A 22,657-nucleotide genomic window follows, 5' to 3' on the forward strand; every position below is an offset into this window, starting at 1 on the left:
CCGGGCCCTTCCTCGTACGTACCGAAATCAGGTACCCCTACCGAAATCAGGTACGGACCGAAATCAGGCGTAGCGAAATCAGGCCTCGCCGCGCTGCGCCGCGGCCGTCGCCGCCTTGCGCTCCTTCTCGGCCTGCTCCTGCGCCTCCATCTCGGCGAACACGTCGATGGGCGGCGGCGCCTTCGCCAGGAAGACCCAGGTCAGGTACACCGCGAGCAGGAAAGGCGGGATCTTCAGCGCGACCAGGACCCAGCCGAGATGGGTCGTGTCGGCCCACCAGTAGAGCGGGAAGAGGATCGCGCACTTGGTGAGCAGGATCAGGCCCCAGGCCCAGCTCGCCTTGGCGTACGCCTTCTTGCGTCCGGGGTTGCGCTTGCGCCAGGAGAGGTTCTCCTTGAAGACCGGCCCGAGGATGAGGCCGATCAGCGGGACGCCCGCGATCGTGGTCACGATGTACGCGAGGGCCAGGCCCAGCGTGTAGATCATGCCCGGCAGGTAGAAGTCCTTGGCATTGCCGGTCATCATCGCGAAGACGACACCGAAGGCGACGCCGAAGACGCCGCTGAAGGCGTGCTTGACGGTGTCCCTGCGGATCAGCCGTACCGCGACGAGCAGCAAGGACACGCCGAGGGCGGCGATGGCCGAGAGGTGCAGGTCCTTGTTGACCGTGAAGATCGTCACGAACAACAGGCCGGGGAGGACGGTCTCCACCATGCCCCGCACCCCGCCGAAGGCCTCGAACAGGGCGGCCTCGGTGACCGCCTTCGCGGCCTGGGCGTCATCTGCGTCGCTGTCGTGGTCCGTCGCGGTCGGCTTGTCGATAGACGTCACCGGCTACTCCTGTCCGAGCGGTCGGAGTTCGTATTTGGGGTTGAAAAGCACCCGGCGGCCGTGGCTCATGGAGATCCGGCCCGAGGCGATGAGCCTGCGGCCCGGTTCTATGCCCACGATGGAACGCCGGCCCAGCCACACCACGTCCAGGGGCGCGGTGCCGTCGAACAGCTCCGCCTCCAGGGCGGGCACGCCGGCCCGCGGACGCAGGGTGACCGTGCGCAAGGTACCAGTCACCTTGACGATCTGACGGTCGCCGCAGTCGCAGATGGGTGTACACCCCGCGGCCTGCGTATCCTCCTGCAGCTCCGCGGAGTGCAGCTCCTCCTGCGAGGTGGACAGCCGGTCGAGCATGCGGCGGAAACGGCCGGCAGGCTTCTCCGAACGAGGTACGGCACTCATACAGGAAGCCTACCGGGGAGTGACGAGGACGGATCACCGCTCGAAGCGGTATCCCATGCCCGGTTCGGTGACGAAGTGCCTGGGATGCGAGGGATCCGCCTCCAGTTTGCGGCGCAGCTGGGCCATGTAGACCCGCAGATAGTTGGTCTCGGTGCCGTACGAAGGGCCCCAGACCTCCTGGAGGAGCTGCTTCTGGCTGACCAGGCGGCCCGTGTTCCGTACGAGCACCTCCAGGAGGTGCCATTCGGTGGGGGTCAGGCGTACGTCCTTGCCGCCTCGGTGGACCTTTTTCGCGGCCAGGTCGACGGTGAAGTCGTCCGTATCGACGATCACGTCGTCGTCGGCGGCCCCGGTCGGCTCCGCCCGCCGGACGGCGGCGCGGAGTCTGGCCAGCAGCTCGTCCATGCCGAAGGGCTTGGTGACGTAGTCGTCGGCGCCGGCGTCCAGCGCCTCGACCTTCTCGTCGGAGGTGTGGCGGGCGGAGAGGACCAGTATCGGTACGCGGGTCCAGCCGCGCAGGCCCTTGATCACCTCCACGCCGTCCATGTCGGGCAGGCCGAGGTCGAGAACGACCACGTCGGGGTGGCGGGCGGCGGCGAGCTGGAGCGCGGTCGCTCCGTCGGGGGCCGCGTCCACTTCGTACTTGCGCGCCTTCAGGTTGATCACGAGGGCGCGTACGATCTGCGGCTCGTCGTCGACCACGAGCACCCGGGTCATTGGATGCCTGCCTTTCTGCGGGGCGTACGGAACAAGGCGTACGTAAACACGGCGTACGTGAACAGGGTGATGAGCGGGGTCGTGCACATGGTCACGAGGCGACCCGGGCGGTGAGATCGGGGCGGACCGGTCCGTGTCCGTGGACCGCCTTGAGGGTCAGGACCATCGTCATGCCGCCCCCGGGGGTGTCCTCGGCTTCGAGCGTGCCGCCCATGCATTCCACGAAACCGCGGGCGACGGCGAGGCCGAGGCCCACTCCGGCGCCGCGCGGTGCGTCGCCGTAGCGCTGGAACGGCTCGAAGATCCGGCTCTTCTCGTCGTCGGGGACGCCCGGGCCGCGGTCCGCGACGCGTAGCTCGACGCGGTCGCCGAGCGCGCTGGCGGCGACACAGACGGGGGTGCCGTCGGGGCTGTACTTGACGGCGTTCTCGACGATGTTGGCGACGGCCCGCTCCAGGAGGCCCCGGTCGACGGCGACCATCGGGAGCGACTCCGGGATGTCGAGGCCGACGCTGTCCGCGGGTACGCCGACGAGCGCCATCGGGACGACCTCGTCGAGGTCGGTCTCGCGGATGAGGGGGGTGACGGTGCCGGTCTGGAGCCTGGACATGTCGAGGAGGTTGCCGATGAGGTGGCCGAGCCGGTCGGCGCCTTCCTCGATGCCCGCGAGCAGCTCCGCCTCGTCCGCCTCGGACCAGGCCACGTCGTCGGCGCGCAGTGACGTCACTGCGGCCTTGATGGCCGACAGCGGCGTACGGAGGTCATGGCTGACGGCGGCGAGCAGGGCGGTGCGGATGCGGTTGCCCTCGGCGAGCTTGCGCGCTCCTTCCGCCTCTCCGACCAGGCGTTGCCTGTCCAGTACGACGGCGGCCTGGGCGGCGAAGGCGCCGAGCACCCTGCGGTCCTCGGCGGGCAGGACGCGGCCGGAGAGGGCGAGCGCCATGTGGTCGCCGACGGGCATTTCGACGTCGGCGTCCTCGGGCCGGTCCAGCTGCCTCGGTCCGACGCTCGCGGCGCGGGTCCAGGGTTCGACGTCGCTCGCACGCTCCAGGAGCGCCACGGACTCCATGCCGAAGGTTTCGCGTACCCGTTCCAGCAGGGCGTCGAGGGCCGTCTCGCCGCGCAGGACGCTGCCTGCCAGGAAGGAGAGGATCTCGGACTCGGCGCGGAGCCGGGCGGCCTGGTGGGTGCGGCGGGCCGCCAGGTCCACCACGGAGGCGACCGAGACGGCCACCGCGAAGTAGATCACGATGGCGACGATGTTCTTGGGGTCGCTGATCGTCAGGGTGTGGGTGGGCGGTGTGAAGTAGTAATTCAGCAGCAGGGAGCCGACGGCGGCGGAGGCGAGCGCGGGCCGCAGACCGCCGAGCAGGGCGGCGACGACCGTCAGGAAGAGGAAGAGCAGGACGTCGTTGGCGAGCCCCGGGCCGTTCTCCAGGCTGGTGAGCAGCAGCGACAGCAGGACGGGGGCGGCCACGCCGACCAGCCAGCCCGAGACGATCCGGGCGCGGCCGAGGCGTGCGCCACGGGCGACGGGGAGTCCGCGGCCCTTGGCGACCTCGTCGTGGGTGACGATGTGGACGTCCAGGTCGGGCCCGGAGTCGCGGGCGACGGTGGCGCCGACGCCGGGGCCGAAGATGTACTGCCAGGCCTTGCGGCGGCTCGACCCGAGCACGATCTGGGTGGCATTGACGCCCCGCGCGAATTCCAGCAGCGCGGACGGGACGTCGTCGCCTATGACGTGGTGGAAGGTGCCGCCGAGGTCCTCTACGAGGGTGCGCTGTACGGCCAGTTCCTTGGGCGACGCGGAAGTAAGGCCGTCGCTGCGGGCGATGTAGACGGCGAGGATCTCGCTGCCGGAGCCCTTGGCGGCCATGCGGGATGCGCGGCGTATGAGCGTACGGCCCTCGGGTCCGCCGGTGAGGCCTACGACGATGCGCTCGCGTGCCTGCCAGGTGGAGCGGATGTTGTGCTCGCCCCGGTACTGCTGGAGGTACTCGTCGACGCGGTCGGCGACCCACAGGAGCGCGAGTTCGCGCAGGGCGGTGAGGTTGCCGGGGCGGAAGTAGTTGGACAGTGACGCGTCGACCTTGTCCGGCTTGTAGATGTTGCCGTGGGCCATGCGGCGGCGCAGGGCCTGGGGAGACATGTCGACCAGCTCGATCTGGTCTGCGCGCCGGACGACCTCGTCGGGTACGGTCTCCCGCTGCCGTATGCCGGTTATCGACTCGACGACGTCGCCGAGCGACTCCAGGTGCTGGATGTTGACGGTCGAGACGACGTCGATGCCGGCCTGGAGCAGCTCTTCGACGTCCTGCCAGCGCTTGGCGTTGCGCGAGCCCGGGACGTTGGTGTGGGCCAGTTCGTCGACGAGGGCGACGGCGGGGCGGCGTTCCAGGACGGCGTCGACGTCCATTTCGGTGAAGGCCGAGCCGCGGTACTCGATCTCGCGGCGGTGGAGCTCTTCGAGTCCGTGGAGCATGACCTCGGTGCGCGGCCGGTCGTGGTGCTCGACGAAGGCGACGACGCAGTCGGTGCCGCGTTCGACCCGTCGGTGGGCCTCGGAGAGCATGGCGTACGTCTTGCCCACGCCCGGAGCCGCGCCGAGGTAGATCCGAAGCTTGCCGCGTCCCATGGCCCCATTGTCATCATTGTCGTATCGGAAGATGTTGCGAGATATTGCGGCCCGATGAGGCGGCGCTTCCGAAGTTACATCCATGGATTCCGACAAAAGGGACGAGCGCGGGCTTCCAGGACGTGTTTGACGCAACCCTGACGCCCGCCGCCAAGCGTTGGACAAAAGCCGGTGGGCCGTACTCCCGAATCGGGAGTACGGCCCACCGGCCAGGTCTCTCTCAGGTCAGCGGACCTCGGTGATCTCGGGACCGCGCTGCAGCTGCCCCATCCCACCGGAGAAGCGCGAGCCCTCCTGCTCCTCCTGCTGTACGCCCTCGGGGACCATCTGGGCGTCGTTCGGCAGCTTGAGGACGATCGGGTCGCGCGGCGCCATCGGCCCCTCGCCCCGTACCACCACGGTGTCCTTGAAGACATGCTCCAGCACACCCGCGGCCTCGGGCTGCACAGCGCCCTGCCCGGAGATCACTCCGCGCAGGAACCAGCGCGGCCCGTCGACGCCGACGAAGCGCACCATCTGCACGCCGCCCGTGCCGTCCGGAAGCTGTACGGGCACCTGGGCCCGCAGCTCCCAGCCCAGCGGGCCCTCGACCTCGTCGATGATGCCGCCCTGCTGGGTGATGCCCGACGCGATCTCCTCGCGGACCTCGCCCCAGATGCCTTCCTTCTTGGGCGCCGCGAAGGCCTGCAGCTGGACGGCGCTGTCGCGCAGTACGACCGTCGCGGCGACGATCGCATCGCCGGCGACCTCGACCCGCAGCTCCATGCCCTCGACTCCGGGCACGAACATGCCGCCCAGGTCGACCCTGCCCTCTCCGGGCTCGATGACCTCGGACACGTCCCAAGGACCGTCCGGGCGGGGTGCCGGCGGCAGGTTCACCCTGCGCGCTGAGTCCTCGCCGTCCGCGCCGTTCATGGCCGCGTCGGTCTCGACGTCGTCGACGACCTGCTCGGCCTCGCCCGCCACATGGTTGGCGGTTTCGCTCTTCTTGCGACGTCCGAACACGTCACTGTCCTTCCCGGTCGGATACGACCGATGCGTATCGATTCCCACCCGCCCGGCCGTCCACTGCGGCATGACCGCCGGTGGAACCGAAGCCCCCCTCGGCCCGCGCAGAGCCGGGAAGCTCCGCGACCTCGTGGAAGCGCACCTTCTCGACCTGCTGGACGACCAGTTGGGCAATCCGGTCGAAGCGCTCGAACCGCACGCTTTCGCGCGGGTCGAGATTGACCACGATCACCTTGATTTCCCCACGGTACCCGGCATCCACCGTCCCCGGGGCATTCACGAGGGCGACTCCACAGCGGGCGGCGAGGCCGGATCGGGGGTGCACGAAGGCGGCGTACCCGTCGGGCAGCGCGATGGATACCCCGGTGGGGAGGACCGCCCGTTCGCCGGGGGCCAGTTCGACGGCCTCGGTGGTGACCAGATCGACCCCTGCATCGCCCGGATGTCCGTACGAAGGGATCGGTACGTCGGGGTCGACCCGGCGGATCAGCACATCAACAGGGTTACGGGTCATGGGTTCACCTCGAAGGCGCGGGCGCGCCTGGCCTGATCGGGGTCGGCCATCGCCGCCCGGATCTCCTCCGGGCGTCCGTTCTCGATGAAGTGGTCGACCTTGACTTCGATGAAGAGGGCGTCGGCGCGGACGGCAACGGGCCCGTCGGGGCCGCCGATCCGTCCGGTCGCCGTGGAGTAGATCTTGCGGCCGTGCACGGCGGTGACCTCGGCGTCGAGGTGCAGCACGGTGTCCACGGGCACGGGACGCACGAAGTCCGTCTCCAGCCGGCCGGTCACCGCGATCACCCGCAGCAGCCAGTTCAGCGAGCCGAGCGTCTCGTCGAGAGCCGTGGCCAGTACGCCGCCGTGCGCGAGACCGGGAGCGCCCTGGTGGGCGGGCTTGACCGTGAACTCGGCCGAGACACGCACACCTTCGCCGGCCCGCGCCTGGAGGTGCAGCCCGTGGGGCTGCCCGCCGCCGCAGCCGAAACAGTGCTCGTAGTGCGCACCGAGGAGCTCTCCGGGCGGTGGTGCGTCGGGGTGCCGGACCGGGGCTATGGCGTCGGCCGGGGGCTTGAGGGCCGCGGACCCGGGGGCCGTCTCCCGGGAGTTCTCAGTACTCACAGGCGCAGACCTTACCCGCGCGGCTACTCGCGGGTCGCGCCGTGCCAAGCTTGGATTCATGCAGCCTTCCGCCCCGCAGTACACAGAACGTCTGACCGCACCCCGTTCGTGGTGGATCATCGCCGCACTCGTCGGCGTCTCGGGCGCTCTGATGCTGCTGCCGCTGGGTCTCCTGCCGATGTTGGGCGGCCTGGTCGGCGGCTTCGCGCTCGCCGCGGCCGGGGTGAGTTCGTACGGCTCCCAGCGGATCCGCGTGGTGGGCGACGCGCTCGTCGCGGGCGACGCCCGTATTCCGGTCTCCGCGCTCGGCGAGGCGCACGTGCTGGACGCCGAAGAGGCTCGTGCCTGGCGGTCGTACAAGGCCGACCCCCGCGCCCACATGCTGCTGCGCAGCTACATCCCGACGGCGCTGCGCGTAGAGATCACCGATCCGGACGACGCGACTCCGTATGTTTACCTCTCGACGCGCGACCCGGAGGCCCTCAAGGCGGCTCTCACGGGCGTACGGGCGGGCTAGCCCTCCAGCTCCTTGCGGGTGGGCTGCCAGTCCAGCGGCAGCTGCGGCTGTTCCAGCGGGGCCATCAGGGGCAGTACGTCCCAGGGGACCTGCATGCTGCGCAGATCCTTGCGGACCCGGTGGGCGAGCTTTCTGGTGTCGCGCCGGTTCATCACCGCGCCGACGGCCGCGCCGACCATGAACGGCATGAGGTTCGGCAGATTGCGGACCATGCGCTTCATGATCTGCTGCCGCAGCTCGCGCTTCATCTGGCTGCCGAGCGCGGCGTTGTACGTGGCCGGTTTGGTCACGTCGATCCCCCGCTCCTGCGACCAGGAGTTGAGGTAGGCGGTGCTGCGCTCCCTGAGGTTGCCGGGCGGCCGTACGCCGTAGACCTCGTGCAGCTCCGCGATGAGCTTCAGCTCGATCGCGGCAACGCCGGTGATCTCGGCGGCCAGCTCGGCCGGCATCGCGGGCGGTACGGGCAGCATGGCGGCCGCACCGATGCCCGCGCCCACGGTGGAGGTGCCGTTGGCCGCACCCGCCACCAGTTTGTCGGCAAGCTGCTCGGGGCCGAGGCCCGGGAACTGCTTGCGCAGTGTCGCCAGGTCGCGCACGGGAACGCGCGGCGCGATCTCGATGACCCGGTCGGCCAGGTGACCTAGCCAGGCCTTCGCGCTCTCGCCGCCCTTGCGTGCGGTCCGCTTGACAACCGCCAGGCGCCGGGCCCGACCTGTGGGCCCTTCCGCAGCTTCGAGCGAGGCCGGCAGGCCTCGCTCGTCGTCACGTGCGCCGACGGCCGCGCTCACGCCGTGCGGCGCCTCCGGTGATCCCTGCCGCCGGAAGCGCTTTCTCCTGGACGGTGTCGCGCCTGCCACGGCCGACCCGACCTCAGTCGCAGTCGCGGCAGATCGGCTGACCGTTCTTCTCCCTGGCCAGCTGGCTCCGGTGGTGCACGAGGAAGCAGCTCATGCAGGTGAACTCGTCGGCCTGCTTGGGCAGGACTCGTACGGCGAGCTCTTCGTTGGAGAGGTCCGCGCCGGGCAGTTCCAGCCCCTCGGCGGCCTCAAATTCGTCCACGTCAACGGCCGATGCGGTCTTGTCGCTCCGACGTGCCTTGAGCTCTTCAAGGCTGTCCTGGTCGACGTCGTCATCGGTCTTGCGTGGGGTGTCGTAATCCGTTGCCATGTCGCTCTCCCCCTCTGGGTGGTTGCGGTGTCTCAGCGCACGTAACGCGTGAGAGGCCGGACTTGTGCCCGACCTGAGGCGGAGATTTTGCCTCACATCAAGGTCTGTTACTCAATCGACACCCAACCGAGCCCCTCAGGAGTGCTCGGTTTGGATGGCGATCGGGACCGTACACGGTCCTGAGGCCGCACTTCACGAGCGCCACCTCGTGTACTTCCCGTTATCTCACCCCCAGGAAACCCGGACTTTTACCGGCTTTCCGGGGGCGTTGGCGATCACGGAGAGTAGATGGCCGGAAATTCGCTCCTGTGATCGATCACACACGGGCCTTCCGGGATTACGTCCCGAAAATTCCGCGTAAAGCGAACAAGCCGAGCTGCTTCGCGAAACGTCTCAGATCGGGAGAGTGACACGCATCACGAGGCCGCCGCCCTCGCGGGGCTCCGCGATGATACGGCCTCCGTGGGCCCGCGCGACGCTGCGCGCGATGGACAGGCCGAGGCCCACACCCTTGTCACTGCCGGTCCGCTCCGTACGCAGCCGCCTGAACGGCTCGAAGAGGTTGTCAATCTCGTACGCGGGAACCACTGGACCGGTGTTCGAGACCACCAGGACCGCCTGTCCGTGCTGGACCTCAGTGGTCACCTCGACCCAGCCGTCCTCGGCCACGTTGTAGCGCACGGCGTTCTGTACGAGGTTAAGGGCGATCCGCTCCAGCAGAACGCCGTTGCCCTGTACGACGACGGGCGCACGCTCGCCACGGATCTCCACGCCCTTCGCAGCGGCCTCACCGTGTGCCTGGTCGATGGCGCGCGACGCGACCTCGGCGAGGTCGACCGGCTTGCGCTCCACGATCTGGTTCTCGCTGCGGGCGAGCAGCAGCAGGCCCTCCACGAGCTGCTCGCTGCGCTCGTTGGTGGCCAGGAGCGTCTTGCCGAGCTGCTGGAGCTCGGGGGGCGCCCCGGGGTCGGAGAGGTGGACCTCCAGCAGGGTCCGGTTGATCGCGAGCGGCGTGCGCAGTTCGTGCGACGCGTTGCCCACGAACCGCTGCTGGGCCGTGAACGCCCGCTCCAGACGGTCGAGCATCTCGTCGAAGGTGTCCGCGAGCTCCTTGAGCTCGTCGTCCGGGCCGTCCAGCTCGATCCGCCTGGTCAGGTCCGTACCGGCCACCCTGCGGGCCGTACGGGTCATCCTGCCGAGCGGCGCGAGGACCCGGCCCGCTATGGCGTAGCCGAAGGCGAAAGCGATGACGCTGAGCCCCAGCAGCGCGAGAAGCGAGCGGCTGAGCAGCTGGTCGAGCGCGTGCTGGCGCTGGTCGTTGACGCAGGCGTTCATGGCCGCGTTGAACTGCTCGGGCGTGGCCTGGTCGGGCAGGTCGCACACCGAGCTCTCGACCTTGCCGCTCACGATCCTGAAGGGCAGGTCACTGCCCACCGTGAGGGCCTGGGCCGCCAGCAGATAGATGATCGAGAGCAGCAGGATGCCCGCGATCAGGAACATGCCGCCGTACAGCAGCGTCAGCCGTATCCGGATGGTCGGACGCAGCCAGGGGAACGAGGTCCGGTGCCCGCTCGGGTCCCAGGTCGGTTTCGGCGGCGCCACGGGCGGCGCCGGGGTCGCGGCCACCGGGCGTCAGATCCGGTAGCCGGAGCCGGGCACCGTGACGATGACCGGCGGCTCCCCGAGCTTGCGGCGCAGGGTCATGACCGTGACGCGTACGACGTTCGTGAACGGGTCGGTGTTCTCGTCCCAGGCCTTTTCGAGCAGCTGCTCGGCCGACACGACGGCGCCCTCGCTGCGCATCAGCACCTCCAGCACCGCGAACTCCTTCGGCGCCAGCTGGATCTCCTGGCCGTCGCGGAAGACCTCGCGGCGGTTCGGGTCGAGCTTGATGCCGGAGCGCTCCAGGACGGGCGGCAGAGCGACGGTCGTACGGCGCCCCAGGGCACGTACCCGCGCCGTCAGCTCGCTGAAGGCGAACGGCTTGGGCAGATAGTCGTCAGCGCCGATCTCCAGGCCCTCCACGCGGTCGCTGACGTCACCCGAGGCGGTGAGCATCAGGACGCGGGTGGGCATCCCCAGCTCGACGATCTTGCGGCAGACGTCGTCACCGTGGACGAGCGGGAGGTCACGGTCGAGAACGACGACGTCGTAGTCGTTGACCCCGATACGTTCCAGAGCGGCCGCGCCGTCGTACACGACGTCGACGGCCATGGCCTCCCGGCGCAGTCCGGTGGCCACCGCATCGGCGAGCAGCTGCTCGTCCTCGACGACGAGTACGCGCACGTCACATTCCTTCCGCTGATGCCCCTGAGGGCAAGGTCTGTCCCATTGACTGTGCGCTGCCATCCTGCCCCTTTCGGCCATAAACCGGCGGTAAGGCAGGGGGGAGGGGACGGGCCCCTGACAGGGCACAGCGGGGTAATTCCATGATTCTCGGGCCAGTTGAGGTTTTCATGAGGCAGCCCGTGGGGAGGACGACTGCACACCCCGCGATCACGCCCTGTATGTGGCACGCCACAGCCCGCTCTGTCCCCTGTACCCCAGACGGTCCGCGTGATCCACCCGACCCTCGGCACACCCCCGTGCCACCGACCCATGACGAGGGGGCGCACCCATGGACGCTTTCACCGCAGGCCTGCTGCAGCGCATAAAGGCCACGGAATCCGACCTCACAATGGCTCGCGAAACGGGCGACGACTTCCTCGCGGAGGTGGAGCAGGCAGAGCTGGACGACCTGCACCGCCTCGCTGCGGAACATGGCGTGGAGGTGGGCGCCGCGCGCGCCTGACCCGCCCGGTCGACCGTACGGAGCACACGTACACGTACACGTAAGGAAGGGCCCGGCACCGAGGGGAAGGTGCGGGGCCCTTTCGCGTGCCTGCCGCCCCCTGCGCCGGTCCGGCCCGCTCCTAGTCGTGCCAGGCGTCTAGTCGTGCCAGGCGCCGAAGTCCTCCAGCAGGGCCTGGAGCGGCTCGAAGACCCCCGGCGATGCCGCGATCGTCAGCTCGCCCGACGCGGGCCGGCCGGGCCGCCCACCGGTCACCGCGCCCGCCTCCCGCGCGATCAGGTCCCCCGCCGCCAGATCCCAGGGGCTCAGTCCGCGCTCGTAGTAGCCGTCCAGACGGCCTGCGGCGACGTCGCACAGGTCGATGGCCGCCGAGCCGCTGCGCCGGATGTCACGGAGCCTCGGGATGAGGCGCTGGGCCACGTCCGCCTGGTGGGTGCGCACGGTGGCGACGTAGTTGAAGCCGGTCGAGACCAGTGCCTGGTCCAGCGGCGGGGCCACGCGGTGGTGGAGCCGGCTGCCGTTGGCGTACGCGCCGCCGCCCAGGACCGCCTGGTACGTCTCGCGGCGCATCGGGGCCGCCACGACGCCGACGACCGTCTCACCGCCCTGTTCCGCCGCGATGGACACGGCCCAGGTGGGGAGCCCGTACAAGTAATTCACTGTGCCGTCGAGCGGGTCGATCACCCAGCGGACCCCGCTCGTGCCCTCGGTGCTGGCACCCTCCTCCCCTAGGACTCCGTCGTCGGGGCGGTGTTCGGCGAGGAAGCCGGTGATCAGCTTCTCGGCGGCGATGTCCATCTCGGTGACGACGTCGATGGGGCTGGACTTGGTGGCGGCGACGCCCAGGTCGGCTGGGCGGCCGTCCCGCAGCAGTGCGCCGGCGCGGCGGGCGGCTTCCAGGGCCAGTTCGAGCAGCTCGGACTTGAGGGTGTCGGTCACAGCTCTCCTTGTGCGTACGGATGTACGGATGCGTACCGAATGAGACAACTAGGCGTACGGGCTGTCGGCACCCGCCGCAGCGGGCTTGGGCGACCTGGCCGGGCAGCATCCGACCGGGCAGAGGTCGTGCGAAGGGCCGAGTACGCCCAGCGCGCAGCGCTCCACCGCGCGCCCCCGCTCGGTGGCCACCCGTTCGAGCAACAGCTCGCGCACGGCCGCGGCGAACCGCGGGTCCGCCCCGACCGTGGCCGAGCGGGCGACCGGCAGGCCGAGTTCGGCGGCCTTGGCGGTGGCCTCGGTGTCGAGGTCGTACAGGACCTCCATGTGGTCCGAGACGAAGCCGATCGGGACCATGACGACGGCGGGCGCCCCCGCGCCGTGCAGCGCCTCCAAGTGGTCGCAGATGTCCGGCTCCAGCCACGGGATGTGCGGGGCGCCGCTGCGCGACTGGTAGACGAGCTGCCAGGGGTGCTCGACGCCCGTCTCTTCGCGGACCGTCTCGGCGATCAGCCGGGCGACGTCCAGGTGCTGTGCGACGTACGCACCGCCGTCGCCGTGCTCGTCCGCCGGGCCGGAGGTGTCTGCCGCGGCGGTCGGGATGGAGTGGGTCGTGAAGGCGAGGTGGGCCCCCGCCCGTACGACCGGGGGCAGATCGGCCAGGGACTTCAGGACGCCGTCGACCATCGGTCGTACGAAACCGGGGTGGTTGAAGTAGTGCCGCAGCTTGTCGACGCGCGGCGGCTCGATCCCCTCGGCCTCCAGGGCCGCGAGGGCGTCGGCGAGGTTCTCGCGGTACTGGCGGCAGCCCGAGTACGAGGCGTACGCGCTCGTGGCGAGTACGGCGATGCGGCGCCGGCCGTCGGCGGCCATCTCGCGCAGCGTGTCGGTCAGGTAGGGCGCCCAGTTGCGGTTGCCCCAGTAGACCGGCAGGCCGCCCGGACCGCCCATGCCCTGCTCGGCGAAGTCCTTGCGCAGGGCGTCGAGCAGCGCCCGGTTCTGCTCGTTGATGGGGCTGACTCCGCCGAACAGGAAGTAGTGCTGCCCCACCTCCTTGAGCCTCTCCTTGGGGATGCCCCGGCCACGGGTGACGTTCTCCAGGAACGGGACCACATCGTCGGGGCCTTCGGGGCCGCCGAAGGAGAGCAGCAGCAGGGCGTCGTAAGGGGCGGGATCGCGCTGGTCGGGCATGGCTCCGATCCTGCCACCCCCAACTGGCGAGCGGGAACCCGATACCGCCGTAAGCTGTAGTGCCCACCTATACGCCTTACCGGAGCGCCCCCTTGCCCAGTCCCTATCGCGCGATATTTTCCGCCCCCGGCACCAAGGCGTTCTCCGTGGCCGGCTTCTTCGGCCGGATGCCGCTGTCCATGATGGGCATCGGCATCGTGACCATGATTTCTCAGCTCACCGGCCGGTACGGGCTGGCGGGCGCCCTCTCCGCAACGCTCGCGATGGCGGCCGCCGTGCTGGGCCCCCAGATATCGCGTTACGTCGACAGGTACGGGCAGCGCCGCGTCCTGCGCCCGGCCACCCTGGTCGCCGTCGCGGCGGTCGCGGGCCTGCTGATCTGCGCCCATCAGGGCGCCCCCGAGTGGACGCTCTTCGTCTTCGCTGCGGGCGCGGGCTGCGTACCGAGCGTGGGCTCGATGACCAGGGCCCGCTGGGCGGAGATCTACCGCGGCTCACCGCGGGAACTGCACACGGCGTACTCCTGGGAGTCCATTGCCGACGAGGTCTGCTTCATCTTCGGCCCCATCGTCTCCATCGGGCTCTCGACCGCCTGGTTCCCCGAAGCCGGCCCGCTGATCGCCGCCGCCTTCCTCGTCGTCGGCGTCTTCTGGCTGACCGCCCAACGCGCCACCGAGCCCGTCCCGCACCCGCGCGACGAACACACCGGCGGCTCCGCGCTGCGCTCCCCCGGACTTCAGGTGCTGGTGGCCACGTTCGTCGCCGTCGGCGTGATCTTCGGGGCGATCGACGTGGTGACGGTGGCCTTCGCCGAGGAGCAGGGCCACAAGGCGGCCGCCAGCCTCGTCCTCGCCGTGTACGCGCTCGGTTCCTGCCTCGCGGGTGCGGTCTTCGGACTGCTGCATCTCAAGGGCCCGGCGTCGAGGAGGTGGCTGGTGGGGGTCTGCGCCATGGCCGTGAGTATGATCCCCCTCCAACTGGCCGGGAACCTGCCGTTTCTGGCCGTGGCGCTCTTTGTCGCGGGCCTTGCCATCGCACCGACGATGGTGACCACCATGGCTCTCATCGAGGAGCACGTACCGCGCACCAAACTGACCGAGGGCATGACCTGGACAGGCACCGGGCTCGCCGTCGGAGTCGCTCTCGGTTCCTCGGCCGCAGGCTGGGTGGTCGACGCGGCGGGAGCGGACGCGGGGTACGGAGTGCCCGTCGCGGCGGGAGCTGTCGCGGCCGTCGTCGCGTTCCTGGGGTACCGCCGGCTGCGCACGCCGGCACCGACGCGGGGAGGGCACGGGGCAGATGGCCACGACATCCAGGACGGCATCCCGGACGGCGAGCACGTGGCGTAACTGGGCGGGGAATGTCACGGCCCGTCCGGTACGGGAAGTCACTCCGGCCTCGGCGGAGGAACTCGCCGAGGCCGTGCGCAGGGCCGCGGAGGACGGGCTGAAGGTGAAGCCCGTCGGCACGGGCCACTCGTTCACTGCGGCCGCCGCGACCGACGGTGTGCTCATACGCCCCGACCTGCTGACCGGCATTCGCAAGATCGACCGCGCGGCGGGGACCGTCACCGTGGAAGCCGGCACTCCGCTCAAGCGCCTGAACGTGGCGCTGGCCAGAGAGGGCCTGTCGCTCACGAACATGGGCGACATCATGGAGCAGACCGTGGCCGGTGCGACCAGCACGGGCACCCACGGCACGGGCCGCGACTCCGCCTCGACCGCCGCGCAGATCCGCGCCCTGGAACTGGTCACGGCGGACGGCTCGTTGCTGACCTGCTCCGAAAAGGAGAATCCCGATGTCTTCGCGGCCGCCAGGCTCGGGCTCGGCGCGCTGGGCGTCGTCACCGCGATCACCTTCGCCGTGGAGCCGGTCTTCCTGCTGACGGCCCGTGAGGAGCCGATGACCTTCGACAGGGTGACGGCCGATTTCGAAGCTCTCCACGCGGAGAACGAGCACTTCGAGTTCTACTGGTTCCCGCACACCGGCAACTGCAACACCAAGCGCAACAACCGCAGCGCAGGACCCGCCGCCCCGCCCGGCAGGGTCAGCGGCTGGATCGAGGACGAGCTCCTCTCCAACGGCATCTTCCAGGTGGCCTGTTCGGTCGGCCGCGCCGTCCCCGCGGCCATACCCTCCATCGCCAAGCTCTCCAGCCGCGCACTGTCCGCCCGTACGTACACGGACATTCCTTACAAAGTCTTCACGAGCCCACGCCGCGTGCGCTTCATGGAGATGGAGTACGCCATCCCGCGCGAGGCCGCGGTCGAGGCGCTGCGCGAGGTGAAGGCGCTCGTCGAACGCTCGCCGCTGCGCGTCAGCTTCCCCGTCGAGGTGCGTACGGCGCCGGCGGACGACATCACGCTCTCCACGGCGTCCGGCCGGGACACGGCGTACATCGCGGTGCACCTCTACAGGGGCACCCCGTACCAGTCGTACTTCACCGCGGTGGAGCGGATCATGACCGCGCACGGCGGCCGTCCGCACTGGGGCAAGGTGCACACACGAGACGCCGAGTACCTGGCCGGGGCATACCCGCGCTTCGGCGAGTTCACTGCGCTGCGCGACCGGCTGGACCCGCAGCGCCTCTTCGCCAACGACTACTTGCGGCGGGTCCTGGGCGACTGACGCCTCGCTCCTCCCTGCCCGGTTACGGAGTCGCGGTGCTGCCGCCGTCGGTCGCGTCGCCGCCACTGCCGGTGGTGTCGCCGCTCTCCGTTTCGCCGCTGTCGCCGCCGGTGGGTGTCGGGGTCGGAGTGGGTGTGGGCGTCGGGGTCGCTTCGCCGGTCGAGCCGCCGTCCGTCGTGGGCGGCGTCTTGGCCGGGTCGGGCGAGCCGGTGCCCTGGTCAGTGCCGGTGTCAGGATCAGTGCCGGTTCCTGTGCCGGGCCCTGTGCCCTTGTCGGGGCTCTCGCCGCCGTCCTTTACGCTGCCCGGCCTGTCTTCTGACGGCGTGTCCGAAGCCGGGGTCTGCTTCTGCCCCTGCTCCCCGCCGCCACCGCGCAGGACATTGCCCACGGTGCTGCCCCTGCCGCCGCTGAGGTCGCCGCCGGAGGCCAGTTCGTACGCCGTGATGCCTCCCATGGCCACGGCGAAGACGAGGGCGGCAGGGATGGCGGAGCGCTTCCAGCCCCTGACCCGCGTGCCGTGCGTCGTGGCCTCGCCGAACTCGTCGGCGTACGCCGGCACCGGCTCGTCGCGCGCGGGCACCTGACGTGCCTTCGGCTTTGCCTGGACGGTGACTTCGCGGATCTGTTCGCCGGTACGCCGGAAGAGATGCTGGAAAATCGTGCCGCCGCTGGTCGCGACGACGCTGACCACGCCCGCGCCGATGATCGTCCCGTACACACCGAGCTTCGATGCCAGCACCGCCGCCACGATCGCGGCCACCGCACTGCCCGCGACCTGAGCCACGCTCAGATCAATTCGCGGTTTTTTCTGCTCACCTGTCTCGGTTTCCGGGTTCCCGCCCATGTACCAGCCTCTGATCGCCCATCTGATCCGTCTTGCAACAAGAAGAGACATTTGGGCGAAGTGATTAGTTCCGTTTCCGGCGATTCTGTGAAGCAGGACACGCACACACACTGCGCACGGAAGAACAGATCGACTCAACTCCCGTACACCGGCTGAACTTCGGTGGCGCGCCGGTCCACCCCCATGGCCCGAATGGAGTACTGTGGCGAGCCCTGGGTCCGGCCCAATCGGGGGCACCCACCACACAGGGTGACGAGGCGGTCACTATGAGTGGTGAAACGGTAACCGTGCCATAACGGCCATCCGGGGCTGATGCCCGACACGCCGGGCAACTCGGCAATGTTGTGGCAGGCTGCACCCGGGCAGGCCACACTCGACTAGCGGAAGCAGCGACGCACGTGACGTCGGCAGGCACCACCCGGGAGGTTCCCATGCCCGAACTGCGTGTCGTGGCCGTCTCGAATGACGGCACACGACTGGTGCTGAAGGCTGCTGACAGCACGGAGTACACGCTTCCGATCGACGAACGGCTGCGCGCCGCCGTTCGCAACGACCGTGCCCGTCTCGGCCAGATCGAGATCGAGGTGGAGAGCCACCTCCGCCCTCGCGACATCCAGGCGCGCATACGCGCCGGTGCCTCCGCGGAGGAGGTCGCTCAGCTCGCGGGCATTCCGGTCGACCGGGTCCGCCGCTTCGAGGGTCCCGTGCTCGCCGAACGCGCCTTCATGGCCGAGCGCGCCAGGAAGACCCCGGTACGCCGCCCCGGCGAGAACACCGGGACAGGGCCCCAGCTCGGCGAGGCGGTGCAGGAGCGGCTGCTCCTGCGCGGCGCCGACAAGGAAACGGTCCTGTGGGACTCGTGGCGGCGCGACGACGGTACGTGGGAAGTGCTGCTCGTCTACCGCGTCGCAGGCGAGCCCCACTCCGCGAGCTGGACGTACGACCCGCCCAGGCGGCTCGTACAGGCAGTGGACGACGAGGCGCGGTCGCTGATCGGCGAACCGACCGACGCGGACACGGCTGCCGCCCCCGAGCCGAGCTTCCCGTTCGTACCGCGGATCGCGCGGCTGCCCCGGGACCGGCCGCTGGACCGTGCCCTCGACCGTCAGATGGAGCGGCCGACCGCTCCGGAGCCGGAGGAGAGCACCGGCAGCGAGCGGGATTCGCTGACCAGCCTGCTGGAGGCAGTACCGAGCTTCCGCGGTGACATGGTGGTGCCCGAACGGCCTGCGCCGCCCCCGGAGCCGCCGACGACCGAGCCCGCCACCGCGCAGGAGCCCGACTCCGAGGAGCCCCCGGCAACGGCCGCCTCGGCGGGAGCCGGTTCCGCGTACGCCGATGTACTGATGCCGCGTGCGGTGGCCGGTCACCGTGACCGGCTCACCGGTACGACGGACCGGCAGGCGGAGGCCGACGGGGTCCGGCCGGGACGGCGGGCTGCCGTACCGAGCTGGGACGAGATCGTCTTCGGTACGCGCCGCAAGAAGCAGGACTAACAGCGGCGCTGTAACGCCCGCCCGGTGGGCCCGTACGTATCGCGTACGGGCCCACCGGCATGCGCGGCTACAGAGGGTCGGGTCCGGTGGCCACAGGCCGGGCTTTGTCGGCGCACCACTCCGACCAGGAACCCGCGTACAGCGCCGCCGGGATGCCCGCGACCTCCAGGGCGAGCACCTCCTGCGCGGCCGAAACGCCCGAGCCGCAGTACACGCCGACCGCCGGGGCATCGGCAGCGCCCAGCGCCTTGAAGCGGGCGGCCAGTTGGGATGCGGGGAGCAGGCGGCCTTCGGGCCCGACGTTGTCCATGGTCGGGGCGGAGACAGCGCCCGGGATGTGGCCGGCGACCGGGTCGATCGGCTCCACCTCGCCCCGGTACCGTTCGGCCGCCCTCGCGTCGAGCAGCAGCCCCGTACGGGCCAGTTCGGCGGCGCCGTCGGCGTCGAGGACAGGTACGGCGCCGGGGACGGGCGTGAAGTCACCGGCAGCCGGGGCCGGGACCTCGGACTCGGCCGGGCCCGTCCACGCGGCGAGACCGCCGTCCAGAACCCTCACGTCCGGGTGGCCCGTCCAGCGGAGCATCCACCAGGCACGTGCCGCGGCCCAGCCCTGCCCGCCGTCGTACACCACGACCGGCCTGTCCTGGGAAACGCCCGCACGGCGCATGACCGCTCCGAACGCCTCGACGTCGGGGAGGGGGTGACGGCCGCCCGGTCCCGGCGGGCCGGCGAGTTCCGCCTCCAGGTCGACGAAGACAGCTCCCGGGATGTGGCCCGCCTCGTACGCGGCACGGCCGTGAGGTCCGCCCATCTGATAGCGGACGTCCAGGAGGACCGGCGGCCGGTCCCCCGCCGACTCGCTCGCGAGTTGGGATGCGGTGATGATTGCGTTCATAAGTGCCATCCTTGCGCAGCGGGCATTCTCTCCTGCGGGAACCTGTGAAAACGGCGCGGCCGGACCACACGGCGGGGCAGGTGGTGCAAGATCTGCACGGGTGCGCCCCTTTGACGACGGCTCGCCCGGTTCCTGCACGACCACCAACCCGATGGTCCAAGGAGAGAGTGACGATGACCGAGCCAGCGATCCCGCGGCACACGCCTGGTGCGCCCTGCTGGGTAAGCCTGATGGTGCACGGCCTGGCCGCGACCCAGGATTTCTACCGGGCGCTGTTCGGCTGGGAATTCAGGCCAGGACCGGGGCAGCTCGGCCCGTACGTCCGTGCGGTGCTCGACGGGAAGGAAGTCGCGGGCATCGGCCAACTGCCCCCGGACCGGCACCTGCCCGTCGCGTGGACGCCGTACTTCGCCACCGAGGACGCCGATGTCACGGCCGAGTCGATCAGGAGCCACGGCGGCACGATCGGCGTCGGCCCGCTCGACGCGGACCACGCCGGCCGGATGGCGATCGGCTCCGACCCCTCGGGCGCGGTGTTCGGTATCTGGCAGGCCGCGGCGCACCTGGGCACGGCGATCGCCGGGACTCACGGCACGCCCGCCTGGAACGAGTTGATGACCCGTGAGACGGCGACGGTCAGCAAGTTCTACCAGGCGGTGTTCGGCTACGAGGTGGAACCGGACGCCTCTGCCGACCCCGATGATTATCTGACCCTGCGCCTCGAAGGCCGGCCCGTGGCTGCCCTGCGCGGCGTCGGCAAGGCCCTGCCGCGCGACAGGGGCCCGCACTGGATGACGTACTTCGAAGTCGAGGACACCGACGCATCGGCCCGTACGGTCCAGGAACTCGGCGGGCATGTCCTGCAGGCCCCCGAGGAGGGCCCCAACGGCCGGGTGGCGACCGTCGCGGACCCGGAGGGCGCGGTCTTCACGATCGTACGGTCGACCCGTTGAAGGCGGAGCCGGGAGTGAGGGCGTCCACGGGCAGCACATCGGGCGACAGTGCCCCTGCCCGCGCGGACGCGGCCGTCATCCGGCGCCTGTGGTGCCGGCGGCACAGCACCTCGTAACCGATCTCGTCGGGCGACTGGTTGACGTCGCCGACGACGACCTGGGCGCCCTCGACCACCATCTGGCCGCCTATGGTGCGGGCGTTGTGCGTGGCGCGCGCGCCGCACCAGCAGAGCGCCTCGACCTGGAGCACCTCCACCCGGTCGGCGAGCTCGACCAGGCGCTGCGAGCCGGGGAAGAGCTTGGAGCGGAAGTCGGTCGTGATGCCGAAGGCGAAGACGTCGAGTTCCAGGTCGTCGACGATACGGGCCAGCTGGTCGATCTGCTCGGGGGCGAGGAACTGGGCCTCGTCCACGATCACATAGTCGGCTCGGTTGCCCTGGGACAGGTGGGCGACGAGGTACGCGTAGAAGTCGAAGCCGTCGGCGGCCTCGACGGCGTCGGTGACCAGGCCGAGGCGGGAGGACAGCTTGCCCGCTCCCGCACGGTCGTCGCGTGTGAAGATCATGCCCTGGAGGCCGCGTGCCGACCGGTTGTGCTCGATCTGAAGAGCGAGGGTGCTCTTTCCGCAGTCCATCGTTCCGGAGAAGAACACCAGCTCGGGCATGAGGAGTTGAAGACCTTTCAGATCTGTGCGGTCTGCGCGGGGGTGGGGAGGGCTTACGAACGTACTTCGATGAGCGGGACGAGCTGCTCCACCGCGGTCATGGAGCCGTGCATGCCCACCATCGCGGACTCGTGCGGCTCCCGCCGCGAAGCGATGATCACGACGTCGTCGTGGGCCGCCGCGACGACGTCGCCGATGCGTCCGTACACCCGCTCGTCGACCGTCGGGCCGAACCAGCCCGCCGCGATCGCCTCGTCCCTGCTCGCCACCCAGAACTGCTCTCCGAGCACCTCGCGCCAGACCGTGAGCACGTCGGTGGCGGCGCCCGGGACGGCGTACACATGACGGGCCCGGCCCTCGCCGCCGAGCAGGGCGACGCCCGCACTCAGCTCCCAGTCCTCGTCGAAGTCGATGCGCGACTGCTCGTCGAAGGGAATGTCGATCATGCCGTGGTCGGCGGTGATGTACAGGGCGGAGCGGGGCGGCAGCTGCTCGGCGAGGCGCTGGGCGAGCCGGTCGACGTACATCAGCTGGCCGCGCCAGGCGTCGGAGTCGACGCCGAAGCGGTGACCCTTGCCGTCGACCTCGCTGTAGTACGTGTAGACCAGCGAGCGGTCGCCGACGGCCAGTTGATCAGCGGCGAGGTCCATCCGGTCCTCGCCGGTGAGCTTGCCGCGGAAGGTGCCGCCGCTCAGCGCGACCTTGGTGAGCGGGGTGTGCTGGAAGTCGGGTGACGAAACCTGCGCGGTGTGTACGCCCGCGGCGTCCGCGAGCTGGAACACCGTGGGGTACGGCTGCCAGACGTGCGGGTCGGTCCACGGCTTCCAGCGCAGCTGGTTCATCAGCGCGCCGGTGTCCGGGTCGCGGACGGTGTAGCCGGGCAGGCCGTGCGCGCCGGGCGGCAGGCCCGTGCCGACGGAGGCGAGGGAGGTCGCGGTGGTGGCGGGGAAGCCCGCGGTGAGCGGGCGGCCCGTGCCGCCGCGCGAGCTGCCGAGGAGTGAGTGCAGGTACGGCGCCTCGTCCGGGTGGCTCTTTATCTGCTCCCAGCCGAGACCGTCGATCAGGAACACGCAGTTCCGGTCCGCGGGCGTGAGCTCGGGGATCATGGCGCTCGTACCGGGTACGCCCATGCCTGCCGCGAGGGTGGGCAGCAGGTCGGCGAGCGAACCGCTGCCGTACTCGGGGGCCGGCGCGGAGTCGAGCGCGAGCGGAACCGGGTCGGACCAGGCGGGCAGTGCCATCAGCGGTCGGCCGCGGCGGTCGCTTCGGAAAGCGACTGGGCGAAGGCGAGGGTCTGGCGGACGGCGTCCGGGCCGTCGCCGGCCTCGCTGACGCGCAGGCTCAGGTCGTCGGCGGTGCTGTTGCCGGTGTAGCCGTGGTCCGCCTCGCAGTTGGGGTCGCCGCAGGCGGCGGGCTCCAGGTCGATGCGGGAGACGGCGCCCCAGCCGATGGTCAGGACGACCTCGCGGGGCAGTGTGCCGGGGACGTACTTCTCGGGGTTGGCCACGACGCGGCTCACCACGACCGACGAGATCCGGTCGAGCTTGACCGACTCGGTGGATGTGGTGGCGTACGGCGTCGGGGACGTGGTGTCGGCCGCCTGCTCGTCGGTGTGGCTCACGATGAAGCGGTTGCCGGTGAGGACGAGGACCGTGACGTGGCGGCGTACCTCGTTGGAGTCGAAAGTCGTCTCCTGGTGCACGAGGTATGAAGAGACCGGCTCGCCGCCGACAGCGGCCTCCACCGCTTCGGCCACAAGGGCCGGGTAGTAGCCGCTGCGCTCGATCGCCGCGCGCAGCCCCTGGGTCGTCGTACCGGTCTTCGCCATGCCCTCCATCCTACGGGGCTCTGGGGGGCGGGAAT

Annotated in this window: 24 protein-coding genes; 6 read left to right on the forward strand and 18 right to left on the reverse strand. The window is 70.2% G+C overall.

The features are described 5' to 3' along the window. Positions 1–78 precede the first annotated feature (78 nt). From J7I98_RS36520 to J7I98_RS36550, 7 genes are all read right to left on the reverse strand, one after another. Positions 79–831 carry a DUF3159 domain-containing protein gene (locus tag J7I98_RS36520; RefSeq protein ID WP_214929373.1) on the reverse strand — a complete coding sequence of 251 codons (753 nt, stop codon included), beginning with the start codon at positions 829–831 and terminating at the stop codon, positions 79–81. A gap of 3 nt (positions 832–834) precedes the next feature. After that, complete coding sequence (locus J7I98_RS36525; protein ID WP_214929374.1) at positions 835–1,233, reverse strand: OB-fold nucleic acid binding domain-containing protein; 399 nt, start codon at positions 1,231–1,233, stop codon at positions 835–837. A gap of 33 nt (positions 1,234–1,266) precedes the next feature. Next, positions 1,267–1,950: a response regulator gene (locus J7I98_RS36530; protein ID WP_214929375.1), complete on the reverse strand. Its 684-nt coding sequence runs from the start codon at positions 1,948–1,950 to the stop codon at positions 1,267–1,269. A gap of 91 nt (positions 1,951–2,041) precedes the next feature. Further along, positions 2,042–4,585 (reverse strand): sensor histidine kinase KdpD, encoded by a 2,544-nt coding sequence (locus tag J7I98_RS36535; RefSeq protein ID WP_214929376.1) that lies wholly within the window; start codon positions 4,583–4,585, stop codon positions 2,042–2,044. Between the two features lie 225 nt (positions 4,586–4,810). Further along, positions 4,811–5,590 carry a DUF3710 domain-containing protein gene (locus tag J7I98_RS36540; protein ID WP_214929377.1) on the reverse strand — a complete coding sequence of 260 codons (780 nt, stop codon included), beginning with the start codon at positions 5,588–5,590 and terminating at the stop codon, positions 4,811–4,813. Between the two features lies 1 nt (position 5,591). Next, complete coding sequence (gene dut, locus J7I98_RS36545) at positions 5,592–6,107, reverse strand: dUTP diphosphatase (protein WP_214929378.1); 516 nt, start codon at positions 6,105–6,107, stop codon at positions 5,592–5,594. After that, positions 6,104–6,646 carry a PaaI family thioesterase gene (locus J7I98_RS36550; protein ID WP_214929411.1) on the reverse strand — a complete coding sequence of 181 codons (543 nt, stop codon included), beginning with the start codon at positions 6,644–6,646 and terminating at the stop codon, positions 6,104–6,106. The genes dut and J7I98_RS36550 overlap by 4 nt, the downstream gene beginning before the upstream one ends. A 124-nt stretch (positions 6,647–6,770) precedes the next feature. Between J7I98_RS36550 and J7I98_RS36555 the strand changes: the two genes are divergently transcribed. Then, the gene (locus tag J7I98_RS36555) at positions 6,771–7,229 is read left to right on the forward strand and encodes a DUF3093 domain-containing protein (protein ID WP_214929379.1); all 459 of its coding nucleotides are present in this window, start codon (positions 6,771–6,773) and stop codon (positions 7,227–7,229) included. Here the strand turns inward: J7I98_RS36555 and J7I98_RS36560 are convergent. The 4 genes from J7I98_RS36560 to J7I98_RS36575 all read right to left on the reverse strand — a co-directional run bounded on the left by J7I98_RS36560 (position 7,226) and on the right by J7I98_RS36575 (position 10,682). Further along, the gene (locus tag J7I98_RS36560; RefSeq protein ID WP_214929380.1) at positions 7,226–8,086 is read right to left on the reverse strand and encodes a hypothetical protein; all 861 of its coding nucleotides are present in this window, start codon (positions 8,084–8,086) and stop codon (positions 7,226–7,228) included. The genes J7I98_RS36555 and J7I98_RS36560 overlap by 4 nt on opposite strands. A gap of 13 nt (positions 8,087–8,099) precedes the next feature. Beyond that, positions 8,100–8,396, reverse strand: a complete 297-nt coding sequence (locus tag J7I98_RS36565; RefSeq protein ID WP_214929381.1) for a DUF4193 domain-containing protein — start codon at positions 8,394–8,396, stop codon at positions 8,100–8,102. A gap of 393 nt (positions 8,397–8,789) precedes the next feature. Continuing rightward, positions 8,790–10,022 carry a HAMP domain-containing sensor histidine kinase gene (locus J7I98_RS36570; protein ID WP_214929382.1) on the reverse strand — a complete coding sequence of 411 codons (1,233 nt, stop codon included), beginning with the start codon at positions 10,020–10,022 and terminating at the stop codon, positions 8,790–8,792. A gap of 6 nt (positions 10,023–10,028) precedes the next feature. Then, a complete protein-coding gene (locus J7I98_RS36575) occupies positions 10,029–10,682 on the reverse strand; it encodes a response regulator transcription factor (protein WP_028814147.1) in 654 nt (217 codons plus the stop codon). 331 nt (positions 10,683–11,013) lie between these two features. On the opposite strand from J7I98_RS36575, the gene J7I98_RS36580 reads away from it, so the two are divergent. Then, on the forward strand, positions 11,014–11,187 hold the full coding sequence (locus tag J7I98_RS36580) for a hypothetical protein (RefSeq protein ID WP_214929383.1): 174 nt from the start codon (positions 11,014–11,016) through the stop codon (positions 11,185–11,187). A gap of 138 nt (positions 11,188–11,325) precedes the next feature. Here J7I98_RS36580 and J7I98_RS36585 read toward each other — a convergent pair whose 3' ends face one another. Both J7I98_RS36585 and J7I98_RS36590 read right to left on the reverse strand, forming a co-directional pair. Next, positions 11,326–12,126, reverse strand: a complete 801-nt coding sequence (locus tag J7I98_RS36585; RefSeq protein WP_214929384.1) for an inositol monophosphatase family protein — start codon at positions 12,124–12,126, stop codon at positions 11,326–11,328. Between the two features lie 48 nt (positions 12,127–12,174). Further along, positions 12,175–13,314, reverse strand: a complete 1,140-nt coding sequence (locus J7I98_RS36590) for a ferrochelatase (protein ID WP_214929385.1) — start codon at positions 13,312–13,314, stop codon at positions 12,175–12,177. Between the two features lie 92 nt (positions 13,315–13,406). Here J7I98_RS36590 and J7I98_RS36595 point away from each other — a divergent pair, with 92 nt between their 5' ends. Beyond that, the gene (locus J7I98_RS36595; protein WP_214929386.1) at positions 13,407–14,663 is read left to right on the forward strand and encodes an MFS transporter; all 1,257 of its coding nucleotides are present in this window, start codon (positions 13,407–13,409) and stop codon (positions 14,661–14,663) included. Continuing rightward, positions 14,614–15,942, forward strand: a complete 1,329-nt coding sequence (locus J7I98_RS36600; protein ID WP_214929387.1) for a D-arabinono-1,4-lactone oxidase — start codon at positions 14,614–14,616, stop codon at positions 15,940–15,942. The genes J7I98_RS36595 and J7I98_RS36600 overlap by 50 nt, the downstream gene beginning before the upstream one ends. A 22-nt stretch (positions 15,943–15,964) precedes the next feature. Here J7I98_RS36600 and J7I98_RS36605 read toward each other — a convergent pair whose 3' ends face one another. Continuing rightward, complete coding sequence (locus tag J7I98_RS36605; RefSeq protein ID WP_214929388.1) at positions 15,965–16,726, reverse strand: hypothetical protein; 762 nt, start codon at positions 16,724–16,726, stop codon at positions 15,965–15,967. 491 nt (positions 16,727–17,217) lie between these two features. On the opposite strand from J7I98_RS36605, the gene sepH reads away from it, so the two are divergent. Further along, positions 17,218–18,282 (forward strand): septation protein SepH, encoded by a 1,065-nt coding sequence (sepH, locus tag J7I98_RS36610; RefSeq protein WP_214929389.1) that lies wholly within the window; start codon positions 17,218–17,220, stop codon positions 18,280–18,282. A gap of 67 nt (positions 18,283–18,349) precedes the next feature. Here the strand turns inward: sepH and J7I98_RS36615 are convergent, their stop codons facing one another. Next, positions 18,350–19,177, reverse strand: coding sequence for a sulfurtransferase (locus tag J7I98_RS36615; protein WP_214929390.1), 828 nt, complete (start codon positions 19,175–19,177; stop codon positions 18,350–18,352). 173 nt (positions 19,178–19,350) lie between these two features. Between J7I98_RS36615 and J7I98_RS36620 the strand changes: the two genes are divergently transcribed. Beyond that, positions 19,351–20,130 (forward strand): VOC family protein, encoded by a 780-nt coding sequence (locus J7I98_RS36620; RefSeq protein WP_214929391.1) that lies wholly within the window; start codon positions 19,351–19,353, stop codon positions 20,128–20,130. On the opposite strand, the gene J7I98_RS36625 is transcribed toward J7I98_RS36620, so the two are convergent. Genes J7I98_RS36625 through J7I98_RS36635 form a run of 3 tightly spaced genes read right to left on the reverse strand, consistent with a single transcriptional unit; the run spans position 20,105 to position 22,622 of the window. Next, the gene (locus J7I98_RS36625; RefSeq protein ID WP_214929392.1) at positions 20,105–20,794 is read right to left on the reverse strand and encodes a thymidine kinase; all 690 of its coding nucleotides are present in this window, start codon (positions 20,792–20,794) and stop codon (positions 20,105–20,107) included. The two genes, J7I98_RS36620 and J7I98_RS36625, sit on opposite strands and share 26 nt — an antisense overlap. Positions 20,795–20,847: 53 nt before the next feature. After that, positions 20,848–22,035 (reverse strand): alkaline phosphatase family protein, encoded by a 1,188-nt coding sequence (locus tag J7I98_RS36630; RefSeq protein ID WP_214929393.1) that lies wholly within the window; start codon positions 22,033–22,035, stop codon positions 20,848–20,850. Then, positions 22,035–22,622, reverse strand: a complete 588-nt coding sequence (locus J7I98_RS36635) for a DUF5998 family protein (protein WP_214929394.1) — start codon at positions 22,620–22,622, stop codon at positions 22,035–22,037. Before J7I98_RS36635 ends, J7I98_RS36630 begins: the two co-directional genes overlap by 1 nt. Between the last annotated feature and the right edge of the window lie 35 nt (positions 22,623–22,657).

It is taken from the genome of Streptomyces sp. ISL-98 (genome assembly GCF_018614055.1).
In the GTDB taxonomy this organism is placed as follows: domain Bacteria; phylum Actinomycetota; class Actinomycetes; order Streptomycetales; family Streptomycetaceae; genus Streptomyces; species Streptomyces spiramyceticus.